A 20,123-nucleotide genomic window follows, 5' to 3' on the forward strand; every position below is an offset into this window, starting at 1 on the left:
TCAGGAACCGGCTACGTCGGCGCCGTTGCCGCGGATGTAGGGCACCGGTCCGATGTCGCGCGCTGCCGCGAGGGCCTCGATCGCGTACCGGATCGAAACCGCGTCATTGAGCGAGTGGAACGTCCCGTCCTCGTTGAAGCTGACCTGCGCGCCTTCGATCCAGGCGATGGTGATGGTGTCCTCGGTGTTGTCCTCGGGGGTGTAGAAGGTGTGCACCGAGCCGCCGGGCTCGTACAGGTAGGAGCCTGCCGTCTGCCGCTGCTCGGGGTACTCGCGATACGCCCAGCAGCCCTGGATCGTCCACACCTGCGCCGTACCGGTGTGGTAGTGAATCGGCAGGGAGCAACCGGGTTCAAGGATGGCCATGAAGACCCACTCGCCGCGCTCCAGGTCCAGGCGCAGCGGCTTGATGTGGATGCCCGGAAAGACATCCCTGATCAGCGGGATCTGCTCGATGTTGACGGTCAGGAGCTTGTCCTGTGGCAGAGCGGGCAGCGGCAGCGGGGCGCCGGTGGACGTGGTGGGCTGCGCGAGCATTCTTGCGTTCATGAATTGTCTCCCGTTGTTACTGGATTTAAAGCAGTCGATGGAAGCCGCCCCTTGATAAGGAAGCCGGACGCAGGCTGCTCCGGCAAACAGCGCAGGGAGGCGGCAGCCCCGCGCGGAAGAAACAGGAAGTCGCCCGGGGCGAGACCGAAGTGCTGCCCATCGACACGTGCGTCGATCCGTCCGTGTTCGACGTAGAGAACCTGCTCGGCGTCAGGCTCCGTGGTGCAGACCGATGCGCTGCCGGCAGGCATGCGCAGCGCCGCAATGTCGACCCAGCGCGCGCCAGCGGTCTCGCGGTCGATGAGGGGAACCGTGCCGGTGGCGGCGTCGCCGGCGGCAAGCACGCGCACCTTGGCGTGAGCGGGCGCGGCGGCGGCGCCGTCGGGTTCCGTGATCGTGTGCGCCGGGTTCTCGCCATACGGCGGCGTATAGACGACCAGCACACGCCCGGGCTGGTCGCTGGTCACGCGAAACGAATGGAACACGCCGGCCGGCACGTAGGCCCAGGTCCCGGGCTCCATCGCTTCCACGCGGCCTTCCGCCCCCGACTCGCCGGTTCCCTCGATCATGTAGGCGCATTGCTCCAGGTGCGGATGCGCGTGCGGCCGCGCGCCGTGCGATTTCACGATCGTGCCGACCAGCACTTCGAGCGCCGTCGCGCCGACAGTCTCGGGGCCGATCACGCGCACGTTGGAGGTGCCGGTGTGGTTGGCCGGCGCATAGGCGGCAAGATCGGCCGCCCTGACCACGGTAGGTACGGGCTTCATTCGGGCTGGCTCCATGCGGTCTTGATCGCCGGGGTGGCGGCCTGCGCTGCCATGAAGCCGGAGGCATTGGAATGGTTTTCCACGATGACGGGCTGGCCCTTGCCGGCGGGCAGCGATTGGTCGGGCAGGCGCGCCCCGGCGTCCGTTCCGCTTCCGACCGGAAAGGGAACGATGATCTTGATGGGCTGGGCCGGATAAGGGGCCGCCGCCATCGCATGCAGCGCGGGTACGGGGGCAGCCAGGAGGACGAGAAGGTTCCGCATGCGCATCGAGCTCCAGTGAGGACTCAACTTCGGAGACTTAAACTTAAATGACTAATGTTAGTAGTTTAGGCCTGCGTAAAGTGGCGTCAAGTGCGGGCTTACCCGACAGCCCGCCGCTGGGGCTCGGTGATCCCCGGCACGGTTTTCATGGCGGACGCGGGGAAGTCAATCTCGGAAACGTAGCGGTCGCCCCGATACCAGGTCGCACCGGCGTAGAGCACGTTGCCTTTGCCGTCAACCAGGCGTCGCGACATCTTCGCGACGGGCGAGGCAAACGGGATCTTCAGCATATCGCACAGAGGAAAATCGGCGGGTATCACGGTCACGCGTTGTCGCAAGCGTTTGCAGCGCGCGCCAAGTTTGTCGAGCACCGCGGCGAGCAGTTTCCGCTGCATGGCGATGTCCTTGGGCAGCGATTCGAAAACCGGCGTCGGCACATAGATTTCGGCGTAGCAGAACGGCTCGCCGGAATAGGAGTGCAGCTTGCGGACACAGACGTATTCGTCGGCCGCCCGGCCATCCGGTCCGAGCAGTTCTTGTGGCACAAGGGTGCGGCGCCGGACTTCGAGTATCTCGAAGGCAAGCGCCTGCGGTGCGGCGAAGGGGTTGTTGATCACCTGTTCGAGGTCGCCCGTGACGGCGGGCAGCGCTGCAACGTGGGTCCCGACGCCCCGCTGGCTGCGGATAAGCCCTTCCTTGGAAAGCAGCTCGTATGCTTGCCGAACGGTGATGACGGCGACGCTCAGGTCGTCCGCGAGTTGCGTGATCGGCGGCAGCTGCGTGCCGAGCGGGTACTCGCCCTTCGCAATTCGGTGCCGCAGCAGGGACGCCAGCCGGTGATATTGCGCAACGCCGCGCTCGGCTGGCAGCTCCGGCCACGCGGTCTCCATGTGTCGCTCATCCGCCATCATATAAATCCTAATTAACCAACTTTCGAATTATATGTCAGCGATGCGCGAGCAGTCGCTCGCGTTTCTGGCACACCCAAACAACTTTCCTTGCTGCTCATGCACCAGTCGTGCTTTTGGGCGACTTTCGGCCATCAACAGACATGGTCAGCACTTGCCGGCGGACGTGCGAACGGCGGGTTCACCGCCGACAGCGGTCCCCCAACGAACGGTGTATTCCGGAGGACGCTGGCCTCAACGAGCGCGATGCATGTCTCGCTTCTCGCCTCATTATATGAGGGTTATCATGCGCAACCTTCTACCTTCCATGCTCGCATCTGTCCTGTTCGGCTTCGCGGGCGGCGCATATGCAGCCCAGACCAACGATACCGCCAATCTGAGCGGCGCCAATGATCAGGTCAGGAGCGGCCAGACCAGCGTCACCTCGTCCGAGTCGGGACAGGCCCAAACAGCGGATTCCGCAGCGAACTTGCCGACCCTCAGCGCTGGCTTCCACGTTTCGGTTTATGCGAATGTCCCCGAACCGATGAAATTGTCATTCGCGCCGGACGGGGCGCTCTATGTGGGTCGGCAGGGAGGAAGCAACAACCGGATTCACAAGGTTGAGCCCTGCGGCGGATCGGTGTCTGAGTTTGGCCCGCCCCAAGTTGACCCGGATGCAGTGCTGTTCGACGCTTCCGGACGGATAAGCGGCGTGCGCAATTCCGTGCTCGTCGGAGGCGGTGGCATTCTGGCCGCTATCTTCAGGGACCAAACTTCCGCGGTGATATTTAACTCCGGTTTTGCAGACGTCGATGATATGAAGTTCGATCAACGAGGACGCCTGGTGTTTTCCGACGACTTCCCGCGGGTCCTTGTGAGCAATGGTGGCTCTCCCACTGTATTGTTTTCCACCCCGAACCGGCCCAACAGTATCGCAATCGCCGACGACAACCGGATCTTCCTGTCGATCGCCGACGGGACGATCCGGATTTACAACGCCGACGGGAGCGTGGCGGACAATGCGTTTGCGACCGGCTTGGCCGGATTCAATACCTATCTCGCCTTCGGTCCTGCCGAAAGGGAGTTCGGAAAGGCGCTCTACGTATTGAATGGCACTCAACTGCTTACCTACACCAAGCGTGGTCAGGCCGCAATCATTGGATCCGGCTTCAGTATCGGCCCCCCATCTGGCACCGGCTTTGTCTTCGGTCCGGATAAGTCGCTCTACGTTTCCGATTATTACAATAACCGGATCCTCAAAATAACTAAGGGCGATCATGAACGTTGGCATGAAGGCCCTCGGTGCGCGAACCGCTGACAAAGATTTCTTGCGCCGGACATCGTCCTGTCTGTCACCGGTGCATGGAGGTGTTACCTACAACCGGTATCAGGTTCGAAAGACCTGCGGACGCCGGGTGTTCGACGTGACGAGCACGCCGCTCCCGGCCGCCGCCCGGACACGGATCAGGTGAATCCGAACAAATGTAACTGTTGGTCGCGGCCGCGCTTTTCTTCGGGCACGTATTCATAGCGACCAAGCTCGGTTACCCAAGCGCCTTTTATCTCTAACTGGTCGGCAAGAGGCGCCCGTACACCATGTAGCGCACCCCATTGCGCAGGTCCAAGTTCCCCGCACTGCACCTTGCGCGCAACGTCAAGCCAGTCGTTCTGTATCTCATCTTCAACCAGATCAGGTGCGGGACAACCGATAATCCATTGACCGAGAAGGTTTCTTTCGGAGATCCAAACCTTCGCGGATTCAGCGTTCAGTGAAAGCTTGACCATCGACGTATCTACGGTGGGATCTTTTTTAGAAGCAAACGTAACGAGGCGATTTTTAATTAAATCGAGGAGAAGTCGGTTCTTGAAATGTCCGTGTTCTGGACTCTTATAATATTGTGCACGAATTCCCATCTTGCCATTGAAGAAGATATCGAGAAGGCCGACATCGAGCTGGATATGCCATGAGCCGCGCTTGCAGTTTTTCTTAACGAGTTCCGGGTTATCTCGCGCTTGCTCCAATTGGAAGCAAACGGCGCACAGCGGCGCATGCTCCAGCGCATCGCGAATCTCGTGTGCGACATCGTCGAACGGCTGATCGCTTTCAAGGTACGCACGGCCTTTGATTCCCTTTCCGTACGTCCACGGCTTACGGTCTGTCATATTAGACGCTCCGATTATCAAGGCTGGAGTCAGTCTAGCCCGTACCGGTGTCGCCTGCCGCCCCACTGGGGGGTTCACAACATCGATCACAACTGGCTGCTTGACGATCAACGGCGGCCGTCCAAATGGTCTCGGTTCGAACGACCGCTCGGGGTCGATCTGGTGCGTTCGCCGCCGGCCCGCGTTCGGCCACGAAGCGTCATACATCTCCATCCCGGCCAGGACATTCAGGCGTCGGTTACAGCCGAGGAAGCAGCCATTCAGCTTGAGGGCTTAAGCCTTGCTTCATCCTTGCTTCGTCGGCGGCCCGCGCGTCAGCATTGGCATCGCGTCCAACATAGCTCCTCTCGGCATGGGCGACTGCGTATGTCACCGGCCGAAAGGGGCGCTTGTCGGCGTCGGTAGGGCTTCGGTTTCTGCTATCGCAATCCGCAGCAGCCGGGTCAATCGTCGTTGGGTCGCGTACATGTCGTACGACGCTATCGAGCCACTTCTCGCAGCGTGAGGCGGAAGAGGTCGTCATCCGATTTCACCGCTTCCACCAAATTACAGTCGGGGTAGTTTTCGGCCAACTGCGTCACTCGCTCCCGATCAGCGGCGGACGTGCGCAATCCAAAGCAGATTTGTTTTAACCAAGTGCGATCAAGTTCTTGCAAGCCAGAGTGAAAGGAAATGAATCGAGCTTCGTGCTCGTACTCCCATTCAGGCGCCTTCGTCGTAAGGTACGCGGTCAATATCGGCTTTATGTCCTGTTCAAAATCTGGTTTTTTCGACAAATCAATTCCTCGAAGGGCACCAAACAGAGAGTCGGTTGAATATTCAACTGGCGCAACGCCAACCATATTGTCAGATACAAAGTCGTACGGAATTTTAAAGGTCAAACATACGCCGGTGTGGTTTGCAGCGTAATGCGCCCAAAGGAGACGCTCGTCGTCGCCGGCGATGGAGCCGCAGCTAAGGCTATAAACGCCACACGTCTTTGCATGTTCCACGACCTTATTAGCAAACCGCAGAAACAATTCTTCCGCTTTTGCCGCATGGGTTGCGCTCTGACCTGCCCGCGCCAATTGAAACGCTTTCACGAGGTCGATTTGACAGTCGGCAGGGTCATTGAGCCTCACTGGATCAGGAAAGTAAAAAGAACTGCTTTCCAAACTCTTCCAGAAATTTTCGTCTAGCTGCCTGAACTTGTGCCCCGTGAAACTAGCGGAATCATTCATCATGCGGTCCTGACGGTGAGGTATTGCCAGCATCAGTATCTGGCAGACGGGTATGCCAGTTAGAATGGAACGTCAACAATAGATCCATTCGACATGCAGATCACGGACTTGTTACCGGGTTTGATGCCCACCGCCCTGTTTGCAGCCGCCCTTTGGCTCGGGCGCAACCTCATCATCACACGCCTCAAGAGTGCCGTTCAGCACGAGTTCGACCAAAAGATAGAAGCCGTGCGCAGTGAGCAGCGGATCAGCGAAGAGTCTTTCAAGGCAGTAATCCGGCAACGAGAGGCAGATATCGCCTCCCTAAAGAGCAGCGCAATCTCCGGCATAGCGAGTACGCAGTTGGAACTCTACAAGAGGCGAGTTTCCGCGACCGAACAGATCTGGTCAGCCGTCTCGACGCTCTCAGGCGCGAAGGGAGCCGTCCAATACATCGCGATTATGAAAATGGACGCGCTCGCAGAACAGGTAGGCCACGACAATAGACTAAGAAGTGCTGTGGAAATCATGGCCAAGATGGTCGGAGACGTTGAGAAGTATGCTGTGCCTGATGCCGCCAAAGCAGAGCCTTTCGTGTCCGAAGTCGTCTGGAGTCTCTATCAAGCCTACCAGGCAATACTGACGATCTCTCTTTCGCAACTCCATATGCTGGCGAAGGGTGTTGATCCGAGAGAATTGCTCAATCACGCGGGAGTAGCCCAACTTGCCAAGCTTGCGTTGCCTAGTCGGGCAGACCATATTGACCAGCATGGTGCTGCTGGGTACCCGGCGTTGGTCGATGAACTGCAAAAGGCATTGCTAGTGGAACTCCGGAAGATGTTGACCGGGGTTGACGCTGACGCTTCGAGCGTGGAGCGTGCGCATGCCATTCAAGCTCAAGTTACGAAGATCAAAGACGAGTCGGCGCAGGCGACCGTCAACATCAAGTTGAAAGCAGCCGAAGAATAGCAGCCCCTTGACAGCGAGTCCTGTCTGCGTCCTTTCGGACGCGTCGCGCCTGCCGGTCGGTTGTCATGCGCGGTAAAAAAACGGCGCTGCCTTGCGGGGCGTGTACGCTCGTCGCTTCGTTTTGGTCTGCCCCCAGAGAAAGAACGCCCTTTACACAGCCCTCATCTCGGCCAACGAGCGCGACAGGCGGCTCGTCGTTGCAGCGGGACGCAGCAGGGCAAGCCGGGCTGCCGGGCGACAGCCGTCGTGCACGACTTTACCGCCCGATAAGGCGGAAACCAACCCGGCGGACGAACTGCCGTTGCATGCTTGAAAGCGGTCGTTGCGGTCGCCCGAGTCCGGACGGCAGCTTCGGGTCGCGTGCCGCCGATCGCGTCAGGCAGAGGTCGGCCAGGTCCGGTCAGTCCGACTTCATGCGCGAATGACGGGTGCTTAGACCGAACCGGCCGGTCGTGTGCACTGCTGCAGCGCGGCTTAAAGATCCTGGCCAGTAATCTCGATGCGCTCTCCACTCGATGGAGGTGTTTTGCGTTCCGCAACTCCCACTAACTTTTGCTTTCCCAACTGAAACGCGAGCAGCAACTGCTTCTGGCTGTCGTCTGCCGCTCCGAGGTATTCGCAAACAACCTCCGGTCTGAGTTCGAAGGCGCAGTATCCCCAGCCGAAGTCATACGCGGAGAACCACAGCGCTGACCGGCTGTCGACAATTGGGGTTGTCAGTTTGATGTATGACGAATCCATGACGTTCGCCCTCCAGACTGGTGGTTGCCGCACTGGATTGTCCCACAACGTGTCCTCATGGCCGGATGCTAGGCGACATCACGCCGCACTGATGACAGGCGGCTTCGGCTGGTTGTCGAAGGCTGCCCGGCGGGGTGGCGTCTTCTGACTGCGTACCAGTCACCTAAAGTGGGGCTTCGAATGTCGCATCAGGGTGGGGTACCGCCAATCGCGACCAGCGGTGCTGAGCCCCTCACAGAAGCGCCGGAGCCGTGTCTGGAACATGAATCTGTGCTCTGGCGCGACTTGAGTGTAGATCGGCCCCGCCTGAAATGCTCGTGTCGATTCTTGCCGAGTGACAGCGGCGAAGAACGGCGTAACGTTGCCAACGCTATTGCAAATCGAAGGCGCTAAGGGAGCGCGTGAAATTTCACGAAGCGTCGGCTCCTCCTGCAATATTCACGGCTGAAAACGGCCAGTACTTCCCGGCGCCGCCTCGAAGGGTCAATACCCTTTCGTATAGAGCGTCAGATGGTTACTCACCGACGTTACACCCGGCACGCCCTTCGCCACTTCCGCGGCCTGCTGGATCTGAGGACCGTCCGACACGCTGCCGGATAATGTCACGACACCGCCGCGCGCCTTGACGAATACGTTCGACACGTTGAAGTTGGGCGCTTTCGACAACGCCTTGCGTACATCCCGAGCCAGCTTCTTGTCCGCTGGCGTCGCCTTGCCTGAACTTGCAGCCGGACTCGAGCCCATCGGCATAGCGTTGCTGGCTTGCGCGTAGACGTTCGACGTCAACGTCACGCATCCCACGACGACGAGCAGATTCACGACGTTCCATGCTTTCATGATTGCCTCTCTCGTTCGGCCTGGCAAATGGTGAGTCAAAGATAGCCAACATTCCGCTTCTAACAAAGCTGCTTGCACGATTCAGGGAAAGTCCGTATCCAGACGCGCGGCCGCTGGCAGGCCGATCATCGGGCGAGTTCGCGAATGAGCAGCCGCAGTATCGCTGGCGAGGCTTCACCGCAGAGCCGAAGGAACCGAAAGTCTGTGCTCGAGTCGCTCGCTATCCGGACCGCACGCGGAGCATTGAAAAACCATTCCCGCAGGCGAACGCGACCTTGTTCGAACGTAAGGGGCGCTCCCTCAAGCAATGGCAGAACTTCCCTTTTGACGAAGTCTGAGCAATCTTCGATTTGCCACGTGTCCGAGAACTCAATATAAAACTCGCGGCTAGCGTCTTCGGCAACAATCCCCAGGCTGATCAGCCGGGGAGTCCGTTGCCCGAAGCCGGTGTACTCGGTATCGAGAAACAGCAGCACGATGAACTGCTAAAGTCGTAGTTTAACGATCAACTGCGACGCCGTTCCAAACCGATTGTGAATGTAAGGGAAAGCTGAGTGTTCTCGAAAATATAGCGGAAACCGATCTCCGATGTGACCCGAGCTGACCTGGGGGATCTGCCGCCAATGGTCGACGTTGAGCTCTTGCCAAATAACGTGAGCGTGGACCAGGCGGTCGCGTCGCTGCAGTTCTTCCTGTCGATCGTGGAGGAAGGTAGCGGGAAGGCGCCGATCATTTACACGTACCCGTCATTCTGGACGCACGGCATGGCGAACGCGAGCCTGTTCACGAAGCAGCACCTGTGGATCGCCAATTATGGGACAAAGCGCGTGGACGGAGGGTTCGAGCCGCGTGGGATCGCACCCATCATCCCGGGCGGCTGGCCGACGTTCTCAATCTGGCAGAACGCGGTCCAGCCGGGAGTGCCGGGCATCCAGACGCTCGTCGATAGGGACGTGGTCCTGCTTCCCAGCGGAGTGGATCTCGCCACCTTCCTCACGCGTCCGCGGGATGATCCAGCGTCTCCGTGATTTTGATGCCGCTTTAGCCGCGGTGCCCAAGCCGTGAGTGGCTGCAGCAAGCAGTTGATCACTTCAGCAGTGCGTTGGGCTAGCCTTGTGTTCCAGTGCCCACGGTTGCCTGTTCCTCCAGCCACCCACGCCACACTGCCATCAGGACCGCCAGGATGACGGGACCTACAAACAGTCCTACCAGGCCGAAGGCCGCAAGCCCGCCCAGCACACCGAACACGACCAGAAGAAACGGTATCCGGGTAGCGCTGCTGATCACGAGCGGACGAATCAGGTTGTCCACCCAGCTAACGACCAGTGCGCCCCAGAGTAAAAGACCGACCCCGGCTATCGTTTTTCCTGTGACGAGGAGCCATACACCGATCGATCCCCATAGGAACGGCGTGCCAAAGGGTATCAACGCGATCAGCACCGTAAACGCAGCCAGCAACACCGGCGCCTGCATCCCGGCCACCCAGTAACCCAAGCCGGCAAGCGCGCCCTGCGCCAGTGCCGTCAGCACGAGCCCGTAGACGACCGCCTTGGTCGTTCCGCCGATAGAAGCGAGATAGGCGTCCAGGCGATCGCCCAGAAAACGCCGTAGTATGCGGCGCACTTGATCCAACGCGCTTTCGCCGTCCCGGTACATAAAAAACAGCGTCAGCAAGGCAAAGCCCAATTTCGTCGCATTGCGACCCACGCCGCCGACTAACTGGCCGACCTCCCCGGTCCACTGCCGGCCCCACTCAGCGATTTGCGCGCGCAAAGCCATCGGATCGGCCGATACCTGGTTCAGTAGATCCTGCAGCCACAGCCCGAGCCACGGGACGCGCGCAATCAATTCCGGCAGTTTGTGCGGCCCATTGGCGAGGTAGCTGGCGACGGTCTGGTAGGCCGCGGTCAGTTCGTCACGCAGCAGCACGATCAGCCAGATTGACGGCAGAATGAACGCCACCGAGAGAATGACCGTCATCAGCATCGCGCTGCCGGTGGCGTTCCCGCGCATAAGCGAGCGCAAGTGGCGATAAGCGGGCCAGGTCACGTAGGCAAAGATGGTGGCCCAGGCCACTGGCACCAGGAACAGGTGCAGCACTACGTAGCTCAGCACTACGAGCCCGCCAAGAAGAAATGCAAGGATGATGCGCTTGACCGGGGACATCTGATAGCTCTCGTCCATGAACGCCTTCCCTTTAGATACGCTGAGAATTTGCGGGCGCGCCGGTGCTTCCGCGCGCCGTGGCACCTGGTCGTTACAGGAAGCCCCATACCGGCCCGCGCCTGAGCACTCCTTGTCTAAACGTCGACGTCGCATGTTGGAATGCCGCGCGCAGCCCTGCTTTACTGACTACCCGCTGCTTTGCAGCACGGCAATGCGCCTGTCGATCGGTGGGTGCGTGGAGAAGAGCCCGAGCCATCCCGGCTTGTCGGTAATGCCGGATGCCTTGAAGGATTGCGGAAGTTCGCCGGGTGCAAGTCCACCCAGGCGGGCCAGCGCATTGATCATCGGTCGCGGAGAAGCCAGCAGTTGCGCAGAGCCCGCATCAGCGCGGAACTCGCGCCGGCGCGAGAAGTACGCGACGATCACCGAAGCGAGAATGCCGAAAATCATCTCGCAAACAATAACGGTAATGTAGAACCCGGGACCGACACCGCGTTCGGTACGAAACAAGGTCTTGTCCACGAAGTACCCGACCACACGGGCCAAGAAAATCACGAAGGTATTCACCACGCCCTGAATGAGCGTCAAGGTGACCATGTCGCCGTTGCTCACGTGCGAAATCTCATGGGCAAGGACAGCCTCCACTTCCTCCGTGTTCAACGATTGCAGCAATCCCGTGGAGACAGCCACTAGGGCTGAATGCTTGAAAGCCCCTGTGGCGAACGCGTTCGGCGCGCCTTCAAAAATTGCGACTTCCGGCATACGAATGCGAGCACGCTGCGCGAGCTCCCGTACAGTGTCGATCAGCCATTGCTCAGTCGAATCGCGCGGCGAATCGATCACACGCGCCCCGGTTGCCCATTTCGCCATCGGTTTGGAGATAAGCAGCGAAATGATGGAACCGGCGAAGCCGATCACCAGCGAGAACACGAACAGCGCATTGAAGTCGAGCCCGCTCCCGGTCAGGAAGCGGCCGACGCCCAATACATTCGTTACTAACGAAAGCACCAGCACTACCGCGAGGTTGGTGGCGAGGAACAGCAAAATTCTTTTCATTCACAAGTCTCCTGTGGAAACTGGCTGAATGACTGCGGTGACATAGAACCCTCAACTCTCCTTTGACACCGGATAACCGAAAGGTTTATGTAATGTTTCTATTTCAGCACAAGACGTTTGCTATCTGTCTTCATAGGAATTCGCGCGTACCTTGTTCATCGCCCGTAAGCGGCATCAAAATCACGGGGACCCCGAGTCGCAATGCGCGCCTGCTGCCTGCGGATGATCGAGTGCGCCGCGCGGGCCAGCGCGAGATCGAGTGCGCCGCGCCAGTCTCTTGCGATCGACGTCACGACGACAGGCGTCGCATCGGGCGTCTGCACCTGCACCTGGCAGCGTTTGTCGAGTCCGCCGCGCGGGCCGTTGATGTCCGACATGCTGACGGTCGCCTTCGAAATCAGCCAGTCCATGCGGCGAAACACGAACCGGATGCGTTGGCGCGCGAAGCTGCACAGACGGACGGCTTCACGGTCGCGGGACTTGAACAGGACTTGCATGAGACACCTCCTTCGTGGGTACGGCTCAAGAGTACGGTGAGGAGGCGTCGAGGAAAAAGCAGAAATAACGGAAATGCAGCTTCGGAAAAACCGAACCTTCTTTTTCGTGATCACGAACGCGCTCACGCATGCGCCGCACTCAGCACCTTTTGCGTCAAAGGATGATGCCGCCCGCGCCGCGACACGATTGCGTGTATTTCCTCCTTCACTTCCGGCGAGCGGCCGAGCCAGCGCAAGCCGCGATGCATGGGATCGTTGCGCTCGGCGCCGAACGCCGCGAGCGGAAACACGCCCATGCCGCGCGACGCGAACAGCGCCATCAACGCGCTGTCCTCGAACTCGCCCGCGACGCGTGGCCGGATGCCTTCCGCTTCGAACCAGCGGTCGAGGCGCGAACGCAGCGACGAGTGCCCCGTCGGCAGCAGCACCGGCAGCGACGCGAGGCATTGCGGAAAATGATCGACATGCGTTTTTCGCACCACGGCGGCCGGCCCGTACCAGTCGATCGGCGAAGCGATCAGGCGCTCGCTGGATAGACGCAGATTCGAGTTGTGCGGCGCGGGCTGGCTGGACAGCACGAGATCCAGATGGTGATGCGCCAGTTCCGCCAGCAGGTCTTCCGCTTCGCCTTCGTGGCAGAGCAGCCGTAGCGAAGGCGTGTCCAGCACGCCCGCAAGAATGGCATGGACGGCCAGCTTCGAAATGCCATCCGTCAAGCCGACCGCGAAGCGCGCGACGGTCCCGCTGGCCGCTTCGCGCACTTCGTCGTGCAACGCGCGCCCGATCTGGAAGATTTCCTCCGCTCGCGCATACGCCGCCTGTCCCGCTTCCGTCATCGCGACGCCGCGTCCGGCGGGCTTCAGCAGTTGATGTCCGAGGGATTTTTCCAGTTCGCGCACCTGCGCGCTGATGGTTTGCACCGCCATGTCGAGCCGTTCGGCGGCGCGCGCAAACCCGCCTTCCTTCACGACGACCCAGAAATAGTGCAAGTGCCGGTAGTTGAGCATGTGTGGCCTCACTTCGAAAAAACCGAACCAACTGTCAGATTATCACTGGTTTTTTCGAATACGGCGCCAGGCGATCATGCTTTCCACAGGCTGTGACCCAGTAATCAGCCGTTTTCTTCTCAACCGGAGAACGACGCACGCAAATGGAATCCTTACTGACCCTGGCCGCCGATCCCGCTGCATGGGCTGCACTCGTGACGCTCGTCGTGATGGAGATCGTGCTTGGCATCGACAACCTGATCTTCATTTCGATTCTGAGCAACAAGCTCCCCGAAGCGCAACGCGCGCGCACGCAGCGTATCGGCATCATGCTGGCGCTGCTGATGCGGCTCGGCCTGCTGGGCACCGTCGCATGGATCGCGCGTCTCACCGTCCCTGTGTTTTCCGTGTTCGATCACGCGTTTTCGTGGCGCGACCTGATCCTGCTCGCGGGCGGTCTGTTCCTTGTGTGGAAGGCCACGCGTGAAATGCACCATCTCGTGAGCCGTGACGCCGAGGCGCACACGACTCCTGCGATGGGCGTCGGCGGCCTGACGGTGACGGCTGCCATCGGCCAGATCCTGCTGCTCGACGTCGTGTTTTCCGTCGACAGCATCCTCACCGCGGTCGGCATGACGGATCACCTGCCCATCATGTTCATTGCAGTGATCGCTGCTGTCACGGCGATGTTGTTCGCGGCTCGCCCGCTGTCGAAGTTCATCGAGCGCAATCCGACCGTCGTCACGCTTGCGCTGAGCTTCCTGCTGGTGATCGCGATGACGCTGATTGCCGAAGGTTTTGGTTCGCACGTGCCGAAGGGCTACATCTACACGGCCATGGCGTTCGCAGGCTTCGTCGAAGGCATGAACATGATGGCGCGGCGCAGAAAGGACAAGCGCGAGCACGAGGCGGCAGTTTTGGAAGCGAAGCGTGAAGCTGGCTCCGAAGCAAGGTCTGAAGAGACGCAGACCAGCGGTTCGGCTTTCTCGAACTGAACGAAGCGGACTGAAGCGGACTGACAGAAGTATCGGGGCGGTTGAACGCCGCCCCGACCGGCAGCACAAAGGTTGAACGTTAAGAAAGGAGCAACGCAATGAAGTGCCCCGTTTGCAAGACCCCCGATCTGCTGATGACCGAGCGTCAGAACATCGAGATCGACTATTGCCCGACATGCCGTGGCGTATGGCTCGATCGCGGCGAGCTGGACAAGCTGCTGACCCAGATGCAGGGCACGCCCGAACCGGACAACAGAAGCAATCAGGTCGAGCGCGACGCGCGCTACGGCGACCGCGACGGCCACCATGACCAGCAGTGGGGACGGCGCAACGATTCTTACCACGGCGATCAGCGCAAGCACTACGATCCGCGCCGCAAGAAGAAGTCACTGTTCGATATGTTCGACTTTGACTGACCTGGATGCATCCTGCGCTCGAACTGTTCTGGCGGGCATTCCACAACCGGCGTGAAGTCGGTACGTGCGTTGGCCTCGTACCACAGCCATACGACAGTGGCGGGAGCCGCACAGATCAGGGCATCAGCAAGCAGGGCAATCGACGGGTGCGTGCCCTGCTCCTCGAGATGGTGTGGTCCTGGCTGCGGTACCAGCCCGACAGTGTGCTGACACGGTGGTTCTTCCAGCGAACGCAGGGCGTCCCACTGAATCGCCGCGCCCGACGTATCGCCATCGTCGCGGTGGCGCGGCGTCTCGCAATTGCGTTGTGGCGCTATCTGAAGGACGGGGTGATACCCGAGGGGGCGCAGCTGAAGTCAGCGATCCGCAAAGGCGTTCCGACAACATCACCATGGAAAGCGCGGGACCCGATGTCTGGGCGGTTTGAAGTGAACATGCCCGTGGGGTGCCCGGGTTACTCACGTAACCGATTCTTGAGATGGGGCGTGCTCCCGAAAAGAAATTCCGGCGCAACGCGCAACAGATGAGGCTGGCTAGCCGCCAGCGGATGGAAGGTGGTGACTGCGACACGAAGTTGCTTGCAGGAGCTGTTCCCGCTTCAACATGAGGGAACCGCCCGTGTCACCGGGCGCGTCTAGGAGTCTCAATAAAGAGCGACTCTGACAACGTAACGAAGCATCGCAAGATGCAGGGTATCAATCGCGAGAGGCGTACCCTTCACATCGGAACGGCCATAGCCTTCATCTGCCCGGCCGTTTGATCAGGCGAGCCGTCGGCCGCAAACTTTGGATAGATCGCGTATGGACGTCGACTCGATATAAAACGCATGCGTGCTTCTCGCGGACATTAGCAATCTGTTCATCGCTCTAATGGAATAGCGATAGTAGCTATTGTCATCATCGAATTGAACACGCGTGCGTTCGCATCGAGACCTTCGAGGTGATCGCCGCGTTCCTGCTACGTAAGGGGCCGCAAGCGCGCTCAAACCAGGGTGTTGCCGGCATCGCGAGGTCATCCTACTCAGAAACGACCCCGCCTAAACGTTGAACAGTTCGCTACGCGCCGCGTCCATGATCATCGCGACAGCCGGGTGGCTGATGTGGCGCTCGATAGAGATTGCAAAAAATTCCTCGACGATCGAATTGATCTGCCCGACTATCGTCAGGTTGTGCTCTGTCTGCAACTGGCTTTCGAGCACGGTTGGCGCGAACAGCAGGCCGCGGCCTTCGCGGCCGAATGCCATGGTCATCGCTCCGTCGTCGAACTCGCCGACGATGCGCGGCGAAATGGCGTGCGAGGCGAGCCAGTGATCCAGCTTGCGCCGCACGGCGGATTCCGTGCCGGGCAGTAGCACAGGCAGCTTGTCGAGCGACATCGGGAAGCGTTTTTTGCTGCTTTGAATCAACGCCTGGGTTCCGAAGCAGCTTAGCGTCGAACGTCCGAGGCGGTGATTGAACGCCTTGATGTTGACGTCGACGGGAATGGGGGCGTCCGCGATGATCAGATCGAGGCGGTGCACGGCCAGTTGCGCGAGCAGCGCGTGCAGTTTGCCTTCGTGACAGATCATGCGCAGCGACGCCGACGCGCTCAGCGCGGGTTCCAGCAGCCGGTACGCAATCGCCTTGGGGACCGAATCCGCGATCCCGACGCGAAACCGCGTTTGCGCACCGGCTTCGCTTTCGCGCCGCACAGCGCTTTCGAGTTCCGAACCTAACGAAAATATCTCGTCGGCGTAATCGAGCGCGAGGCGCCCGGCATCGGTCAGTTCGAGCGTGCGGCCGGTTTTCCTGAACAGCTTCTTATCCAGCGCCTCTTCGAGAAGCTTGATCTGGCCACTGAGCGTTTGCGGCGTGATGTGCAACTGCTCGCCCGCGCGCACGATGCCGCCCGCGCGAGCCGCGACCCAGAAGTAATAGAGATGCTTGAAATTCACGAACCCTCCACCGATTACGGAAAGATACGTTTTTCTCGAAGTATCAACAATAAAAATACGAATTTTATGTTGGCATGAGCTCAGTTAGATTGAAACCTCGCCCCGAAGCGTCGGCGGGCGTTTCATGACAGTTGACAGAGGTGACATATGGCATCGGTTGCAGAATTGCTGCGTGCGAAAGCTTCCCGGACAGTGTGGTCGATCGAGGCATCCGCTTCGGTTTACGACGCGATATCGATCATGGCTCACAGGGAGGTTGGAGCGCTCATCGCCGCGCACGACGGGCGCATAGCCGGCATCGTGACGGAGCGCGATTACGCCCGGAAGATCGTTCTGATGGAACGCTCGTCAACGAATACGCCTGTGCGCGACATCATGTCGACGGCGGTGCGTTATGTCAGTCCGGAGCAGACGACGGACGAGTGCATGGCGATCATGACAGAACATCAGATTCGCCATCTGCCTGTGATCAGCGCAGGGCAGGTGACAGGAATGGTGTCGATCGGCGACCTGATCAAGAACCTGATTTCCGAGCAGGAACACACCATCCGGCAACTGGAGCACTACATCCACGGCAACGGTTTTCACGCCGCTTTTGATGGATCGAAGGCACAACCAGCGGCGAGCTTGCGTAGCTAAAAATATTACTGTTCGTAATGTATTTGCGCGCGCAAATGGAGCGCGTTGCGGGCAGTTTCGCGACTCATCGAAAGAGGTTTTTATGTACACGCAAATCATCAACGAATTACGACGTGCTGCCGGTGCAGTCACGCGCGGGACGGCCGCGCTCGGTCTGGCGGGACTGCTGGCGCTGGGCGCCGTGGCGTCGAACGACGCCGAGGCGAAGCGCGTAGGCGGGAGTCAAAGCATCGGGCGGCAGTCGCAGACGGCGTCGCCGTCTGGACAAGCGCAGCGAAGCCAACAGGCACAGCCGGCACAACAGGCCGCGCAGGCGCCTGCTGCGGCAGCGGGTAACCGCTGGATGGGCCCGCTGGCGGGTCTCGCTGCGGGCCTTGGGATTGCCGCATTACTGTCGTCGTTTGGCCTGGGCGAAGGGCTGGCGCAGATGCTGTCGAATGCGTTGCTGATCGGGGCGGTGATTTTCGCCGGCGTGATGCTATTCCGCTTTATCGCCAACCGGCGTCGTCCGGATCTTGCCTATGGACACGGTCCCGTGAACCGCCAGCAAACGAACGGCTCACGGTTTCTGAATCAGTTCCCGCAAGCGCGGCCTGAAGCGAACTTGCGGGGCAGGCCGAACGCGGCGATGGGTTCGACGGGAGCAGCGGACACGGAGAGGACAACGGGACTACCACTCGAGCAAGATCAGGCGGCGTTTCTTGTATCGGCAAAGACCTTGTTCATGCGCCTTCAAGGCGCATGGGACCGGAACGAGCAGGGTGACCTGTTCGAATTGACGACGCCGGAGATGTTCGCGCAAATCAAGCGGGACCTCGAAGCGCGGGGTCGCCAGGTGAGTCATACGGAAGTCACGCAACTTGACGCGGAAGTGCTTGGCACAGAACGCAATGCGGATGAAACGCTGGTTAGCGTTCGCTTTTACGGTCAAATGCGGGAAGACGATGCGCCGACTGCCCAGCCGTTCCAGGAAGTCTGGAACATGGTCAGCGACGCGCGTGGCAACCAGGCGTGGCGACTGGCCGGCATTCAGCAAATTGACGGATGAGAGCGTAGTTGAAACCGGCAGCGGCCTGCTGCCGGTTACTCGTTAGGGTGGCGCGCGCCGCGGAACTACCTGAGACCAACCTTTCGCCAGCGACCGTGCGTGAGAAAGTCGAGCGCCACTTGCGGAGTGGCAAACGCTGGGCGCATCAGGCGATAGTCGGCTACTCCATCACGACTTGCGTGATGGGCGTCCGCCCGCGTGCCGAACAAACTCGAGATCCGTTGCGCTGCCTGTGCGCAGGTCTTTAGCCGCGCGACCGAACAGCGGCGGAATCGGATCGTCTTCGAAGGATCGAGAAGCCATGAGAACGCAAACAAAACGTCTGAATGAGACGCCGACGGTCAGGCAGGAACGCTCCGTCACAATCAGTGGCCAGAATTTGGCCTCGCAGTGGAACGTTTCGCAAAGCAGGCGCATCGGCTCTGTGAGCTATCAGGCTGAACATCAGGGCTACCGTTTGACGGCCCGAGCAGAACCCGTGGAGAGTGCGTTGCACGCGGCCCATCTTGTGATCGAAGGGCCGGGCTGCCCGACACAGCGCTGCTTCCACGCGCTGGATTATTTCTACGACCCAGCGCAGGCCTTGCGGTACGCGATCCGATGGGGACGGATATGGGTCGACCACCGGCTTACGAAAGTCGCCCTACAGCGCGTCGTATCGGCAAGCCCGGCAAGCAGCGCCGAACTGCTTTTGAAAGAGGAACGTACTAACCGGGCAGGGGATCATGAATGAATCGTCAGGCGAAAAAACACTCCGTTTTATTGCTCGGAAGGCAGGAAGTCCTACGGCGGCGCTTGTCTACTGGCTTGACGTGACGGAACCGTCTAGTGAGGCGAGCTTCACCGAGATAACCCGGCGCTTCGCTCCCCTGATGCAGGTCGTCTTTCCTGACGATCGACCCGGTGCGTTCGTCAACCGGAGCGCGTTGCTCGATATCCAACATTTGGGAACCATCGATCGGCTCATTTTCTTGGACGGTTCGTGGCTCGACGTATGGAATGACCGCGATTGCGCGGATATCTGTAACCTGTTTTCCAGCCGGAGGCACACATGTTGTCTGCCAAAAACATTTCGATCACGGCCATAACCGGCCGCATGGAAGGCCAGCCGGTCGTGTCCGAATCCGACATGGAACGACTCCGGGAATGTGCGCACCTGCCGAGGGTGTCACCGACGCAGCGCGCCCTCCTGGACGCCATGGAAGCGACAGCCTTGTTTGTCGATTCCGCCGAGATACCACCGGACGTCGTCACGATGAATACAACGGTCGAATGTACGACCACCGACGGCACTGAGACGCATGAATGGACGCTGGTTTACCCGCGCGAGGCCGACTATCAGCGTGGGCGACTGTCCGTTCTCTCGCCGACGGGCATCGCACTGTTGGGTGCGCGTTGCGGACAAGTCATCATGTGCCTTCCGCCGAGCGGCGTGCCGGTTCATTACGTCATCAGGAAGATCCTCCTGCAACCGGAGAGTCGTCGCTTATCAGGCTGATGATATCGGGAGGAGGCACCGAAGAAACTGCATAGCGTCGCTAGCGAGCGCCCCTCAGTCGGCCCCGTCGCCCATTCAATTCCGTTTGATTCGGTTGGTCAAGGGTCAAGGGGGCGCTAGCATGACTGTCCTCAAGCTGCTGTCATTTTTCTCGCTGACGTTAGCGGTGGTGTGCATGCTGGGTGGTGGCATCACCGTCTTTACGGCGGTCAATCACAAGATTGTCCACTCAAAACGCCGAGATGCACCGAAGAATGAGTGTCCGGCATCACTTCTGTTGCCATCACGGCCCAGTGGCCGAAAGGATTCACTTATCCGCAGTTCCGCCTCGCTTTCATACGCCAAGGCGAACCGCCGCAGGAGGCCACGGGGAAGGCCGAGATGCTCGCGTTGAGCATCGGGCGGGTTTCGGCCATGACCGGTCGGTCGACAGTGGCGCACGAAAGCAGTCGGTCGGCTGCGCGTTGGACTCTCGGTTCGGCGCAAGGGGGCGGTATGGGTAATTCCAGGC

General features: G+C 59.9%; 23 protein-coding genes and 2 pseudogenes. 11 read left to right on the forward strand and 14 right to left on the reverse strand.

Annotated elements, in window-relative coordinates:
- The 4 genes from OKW27_RS00480 to OKW27_RS00495 form a co-directional block, all read right to left on the reverse strand.
- Entirely contained in the window at positions 1–549 is a 549-nt protein-coding gene (locus OKW27_RS00480) for a 2,4'-dihydroxyacetophenone dioxygenase family protein (protein ID WP_184070382.1), read from the reverse strand.
- Positions 546–1,316 (reverse strand): cupin domain-containing protein, encoded by a 771-nt coding sequence (locus tag OKW27_RS00485; protein ID WP_429332173.1) that lies wholly within the window; start codon positions 1,314–1,316, stop codon positions 546–548. Before OKW27_RS00485 ends, OKW27_RS00480 begins: the two co-directional genes overlap by 4 nt.
- Positions 1,313–1,579, reverse strand: coding sequence for a hypothetical protein (locus OKW27_RS00490; protein ID WP_429332174.1), 267 nt, complete (start codon positions 1,577–1,579; stop codon positions 1,313–1,315). The genes OKW27_RS00485 and OKW27_RS00490 overlap by 4 nt, the downstream gene beginning before the upstream one ends.
- Positions 1,580–1,677: 98 nt before the next feature.
- A complete protein-coding gene (locus OKW27_RS00495) occupies positions 1,678–2,469 on the reverse strand; it encodes a GntR family transcriptional regulator (protein WP_429332175.1) in 792 nt (263 codons plus the stop codon).
- 304 nt (positions 2,470–2,773) lie between these two features.
- On the opposite strand from OKW27_RS00495, the gene OKW27_RS00500 reads away from it, so the two are divergent.
- Positions 2,774–3,787, forward strand: coding sequence for a hypothetical protein (locus tag OKW27_RS00500; protein WP_429332176.1), 1,014 nt, complete (start codon positions 2,774–2,776; stop codon positions 3,785–3,787).
- A gap of 146 nt (positions 3,788–3,933) precedes the next feature.
- Here the strand turns inward: OKW27_RS00500 and OKW27_RS00505 are convergent, their stop codons facing one another.
- Both OKW27_RS00505 and OKW27_RS00510 read right to left on the reverse strand, forming a co-directional pair.
- Entirely contained in the window at positions 3,934–4,632 is a 699-nt protein-coding gene (locus tag OKW27_RS00505; RefSeq protein WP_429332177.1) for a hypothetical protein, read from the reverse strand.
- Between the two features lie 479 nt (positions 4,633–5,111).
- On the reverse strand, positions 5,112–5,855 hold the full coding sequence (locus OKW27_RS00510) for a DUF2971 domain-containing protein (RefSeq protein ID WP_429332178.1): 744 nt from the start codon (positions 5,853–5,855) through the stop codon (positions 5,112–5,114).
- Positions 5,856–5,945: 90 nt separating this feature from the next.
- Between OKW27_RS00510 and OKW27_RS00515 the strand changes: the two genes are divergently transcribed.
- Positions 5,946–6,800: a hypothetical protein gene (locus OKW27_RS00515; RefSeq protein ID WP_429332179.1), complete on the forward strand. Its 855-nt coding sequence runs from the start codon at positions 5,946–5,948 to the stop codon at positions 6,798–6,800.
- Between the two features lie 474 nt (positions 6,801–7,274).
- Here the strand turns inward: OKW27_RS00515 and OKW27_RS00520 are convergent, their stop codons facing one another.
- Complete coding sequence (locus tag OKW27_RS00520; RefSeq protein WP_429332180.1) at positions 7,275–7,541, reverse strand: hypothetical protein; 267 nt, start codon at positions 7,539–7,541, stop codon at positions 7,275–7,277.
- A 302-nt stretch (positions 7,542–7,843) separates the two neighbouring features.
- Between OKW27_RS00520 and OKW27_RS00525 the strand changes: the two are divergent.
- Positions 7,844–7,989: pseudogene (locus OKW27_RS00525) on the forward strand (XdhC family protein); the annotation flags it as partial.
- A 35-nt stretch (positions 7,990–8,024) separates the two neighbouring features.
- Here OKW27_RS00525 and OKW27_RS00530 read toward each other — a convergent pair.
- Both OKW27_RS00530 and OKW27_RS00535 read right to left on the reverse strand, forming a co-directional pair.
- On the reverse strand, positions 8,025–8,378 hold the full coding sequence (locus OKW27_RS00530) for a BON domain-containing protein (protein WP_184070392.1): 354 nt from the start codon (positions 8,376–8,378) through the stop codon (positions 8,025–8,027).
- A gap of 125 nt (positions 8,379–8,503) precedes the next feature.
- Positions 8,504–8,854, reverse strand: coding sequence for a hypothetical protein (locus OKW27_RS00535; RefSeq protein ID WP_429332181.1), 351 nt, complete (start codon positions 8,852–8,854; stop codon positions 8,504–8,506).
- A gap of 114 nt (positions 8,855–8,968) precedes the next feature.
- On the opposite strand from OKW27_RS00535, the gene OKW27_RS00540 reads away from it, so the two are divergent.
- The gene (locus OKW27_RS00540) at positions 8,969–9,406 is read left to right on the forward strand and encodes a GH25 family lysozyme (protein ID WP_429332182.1); all 438 of its coding nucleotides are present in this window, start codon (positions 8,969–8,971) and stop codon (positions 9,404–9,406) included.
- A gap of 79 nt (positions 9,407–9,485) precedes the next feature.
- Here the strand turns inward: OKW27_RS00540 and OKW27_RS00545 are convergent, their stop codons facing one another.
- From OKW27_RS00545 to OKW27_RS00560, 4 genes are all read right to left on the reverse strand, one after another.
- Positions 9,486–10,562 carry an AI-2E family transporter gene (locus OKW27_RS00545; RefSeq protein ID WP_429332183.1) on the reverse strand — a complete coding sequence of 359 codons (1,077 nt, stop codon included), beginning with the start codon at positions 10,560–10,562 and terminating at the stop codon, positions 9,486–9,488.
- A 168-nt stretch (positions 10,563–10,730) separates the two neighbouring features.
- On the reverse strand, positions 10,731–11,600 hold the full coding sequence (gene htpX, locus OKW27_RS00550; RefSeq protein ID WP_429332184.1) for a protease HtpX: 870 nt from the start codon (positions 11,598–11,600) through the stop codon (positions 10,731–10,733).
- Positions 11,601–11,755: 155 nt separating this feature from the next.
- A complete protein-coding gene (locus tag OKW27_RS00555; RefSeq protein WP_429332185.1) occupies positions 11,756–12,097 on the reverse strand; it encodes an HPF/RaiA family ribosome-associated protein in 342 nt (113 codons plus the stop codon).
- 122 nt (positions 12,098–12,219) lie between these two features.
- Complete coding sequence (locus OKW27_RS00560; RefSeq protein WP_429332186.1) at positions 12,220–13,104, reverse strand: LysR family transcriptional regulator; 885 nt, start codon at positions 13,102–13,104, stop codon at positions 12,220–12,222.
- A gap of 143 nt (positions 13,105–13,247) precedes the next feature.
- Here OKW27_RS00560 and OKW27_RS00565 point away from each other — a divergent pair, with 143 nt between their 5' ends.
- The 3 genes and pseudogenes from OKW27_RS00565 to OKW27_RS00575 form a co-directional block, all read left to right on the forward strand.
- Complete coding sequence (locus OKW27_RS00565) at positions 13,248–14,078, forward strand: TerC family protein (protein ID WP_429332187.1); 831 nt, start codon at positions 13,248–13,250, stop codon at positions 14,076–14,078.
- Between the two features lie 98 nt (positions 14,079–14,176).
- Entirely contained in the window at positions 14,177–14,494 is a 318-nt protein-coding gene (locus OKW27_RS00570) for a zf-TFIIB domain-containing protein (protein WP_429332188.1), read from the forward strand.
- A 17-nt stretch (positions 14,495–14,511) separates the two neighbouring features.
- Positions 14,512–14,856, forward strand: a pseudogene (locus tag OKW27_RS00575) (transposase); the annotation flags it as partial.
- Positions 14,857–15,530: 674 nt separating this feature from the next.
- On the opposite strand, the gene nhaR reads toward OKW27_RS00575, so the two are convergent.
- Positions 15,531–16,427: a transcriptional activator NhaR gene (gene nhaR / locus OKW27_RS00580; RefSeq protein WP_429332189.1), complete on the reverse strand. Its 897-nt coding sequence runs from the start codon at positions 16,425–16,427 to the stop codon at positions 15,531–15,533.
- A 147-nt stretch (positions 16,428–16,574) separates the two neighbouring features.
- Here nhaR and OKW27_RS00585 point away from each other — a divergent pair, with 147 nt between their 5' ends.
- The 4 genes from OKW27_RS00585 to OKW27_RS00600 all read left to right on the forward strand — a co-directional run bounded on the left by OKW27_RS00585 (position 16,575) and on the right by OKW27_RS00600 (position 19,612).
- Entirely contained in the window at positions 16,575–17,066 is a 492-nt protein-coding gene (locus tag OKW27_RS00585) for a CBS domain-containing protein (protein ID WP_429332190.1), read from the forward strand.
- Between the two features lie 82 nt (positions 17,067–17,148).
- Positions 17,149–18,114: a Tim44 domain-containing protein gene (locus OKW27_RS00590; RefSeq protein WP_429332191.1), complete on the forward strand. Its 966-nt coding sequence runs from the start codon at positions 17,149–17,151 to the stop codon at positions 18,112–18,114.
- Between the two features lie 301 nt (positions 18,115–18,415).
- Positions 18,416–18,847 carry a hypothetical protein gene (locus OKW27_RS00595; RefSeq protein ID WP_429332192.1) on the forward strand — a complete coding sequence of 144 codons (432 nt, stop codon included), beginning with the start codon at positions 18,416–18,418 and terminating at the stop codon, positions 18,845–18,847.
- 318 nt (positions 18,848–19,165) lie between these two features.
- Positions 19,166–19,612 carry a GreA/GreB family elongation factor gene (locus tag OKW27_RS00600; RefSeq protein ID WP_262414930.1) on the forward strand — a complete coding sequence of 149 codons (447 nt, stop codon included), beginning with the start codon at positions 19,166–19,168 and terminating at the stop codon, positions 19,610–19,612.
- Positions 19,613–20,123 lie beyond the last annotated feature (511 nt).

The sequence above is a fragment of the Paraburkholderia sp. 35.1 genome (assembly GCF_050436525.1).
Taxonomy (GTDB): Bacteria; Pseudomonadota; Gammaproteobacteria; order Burkholderiales; family Burkholderiaceae; genus Paraburkholderia; species Paraburkholderia tuberum.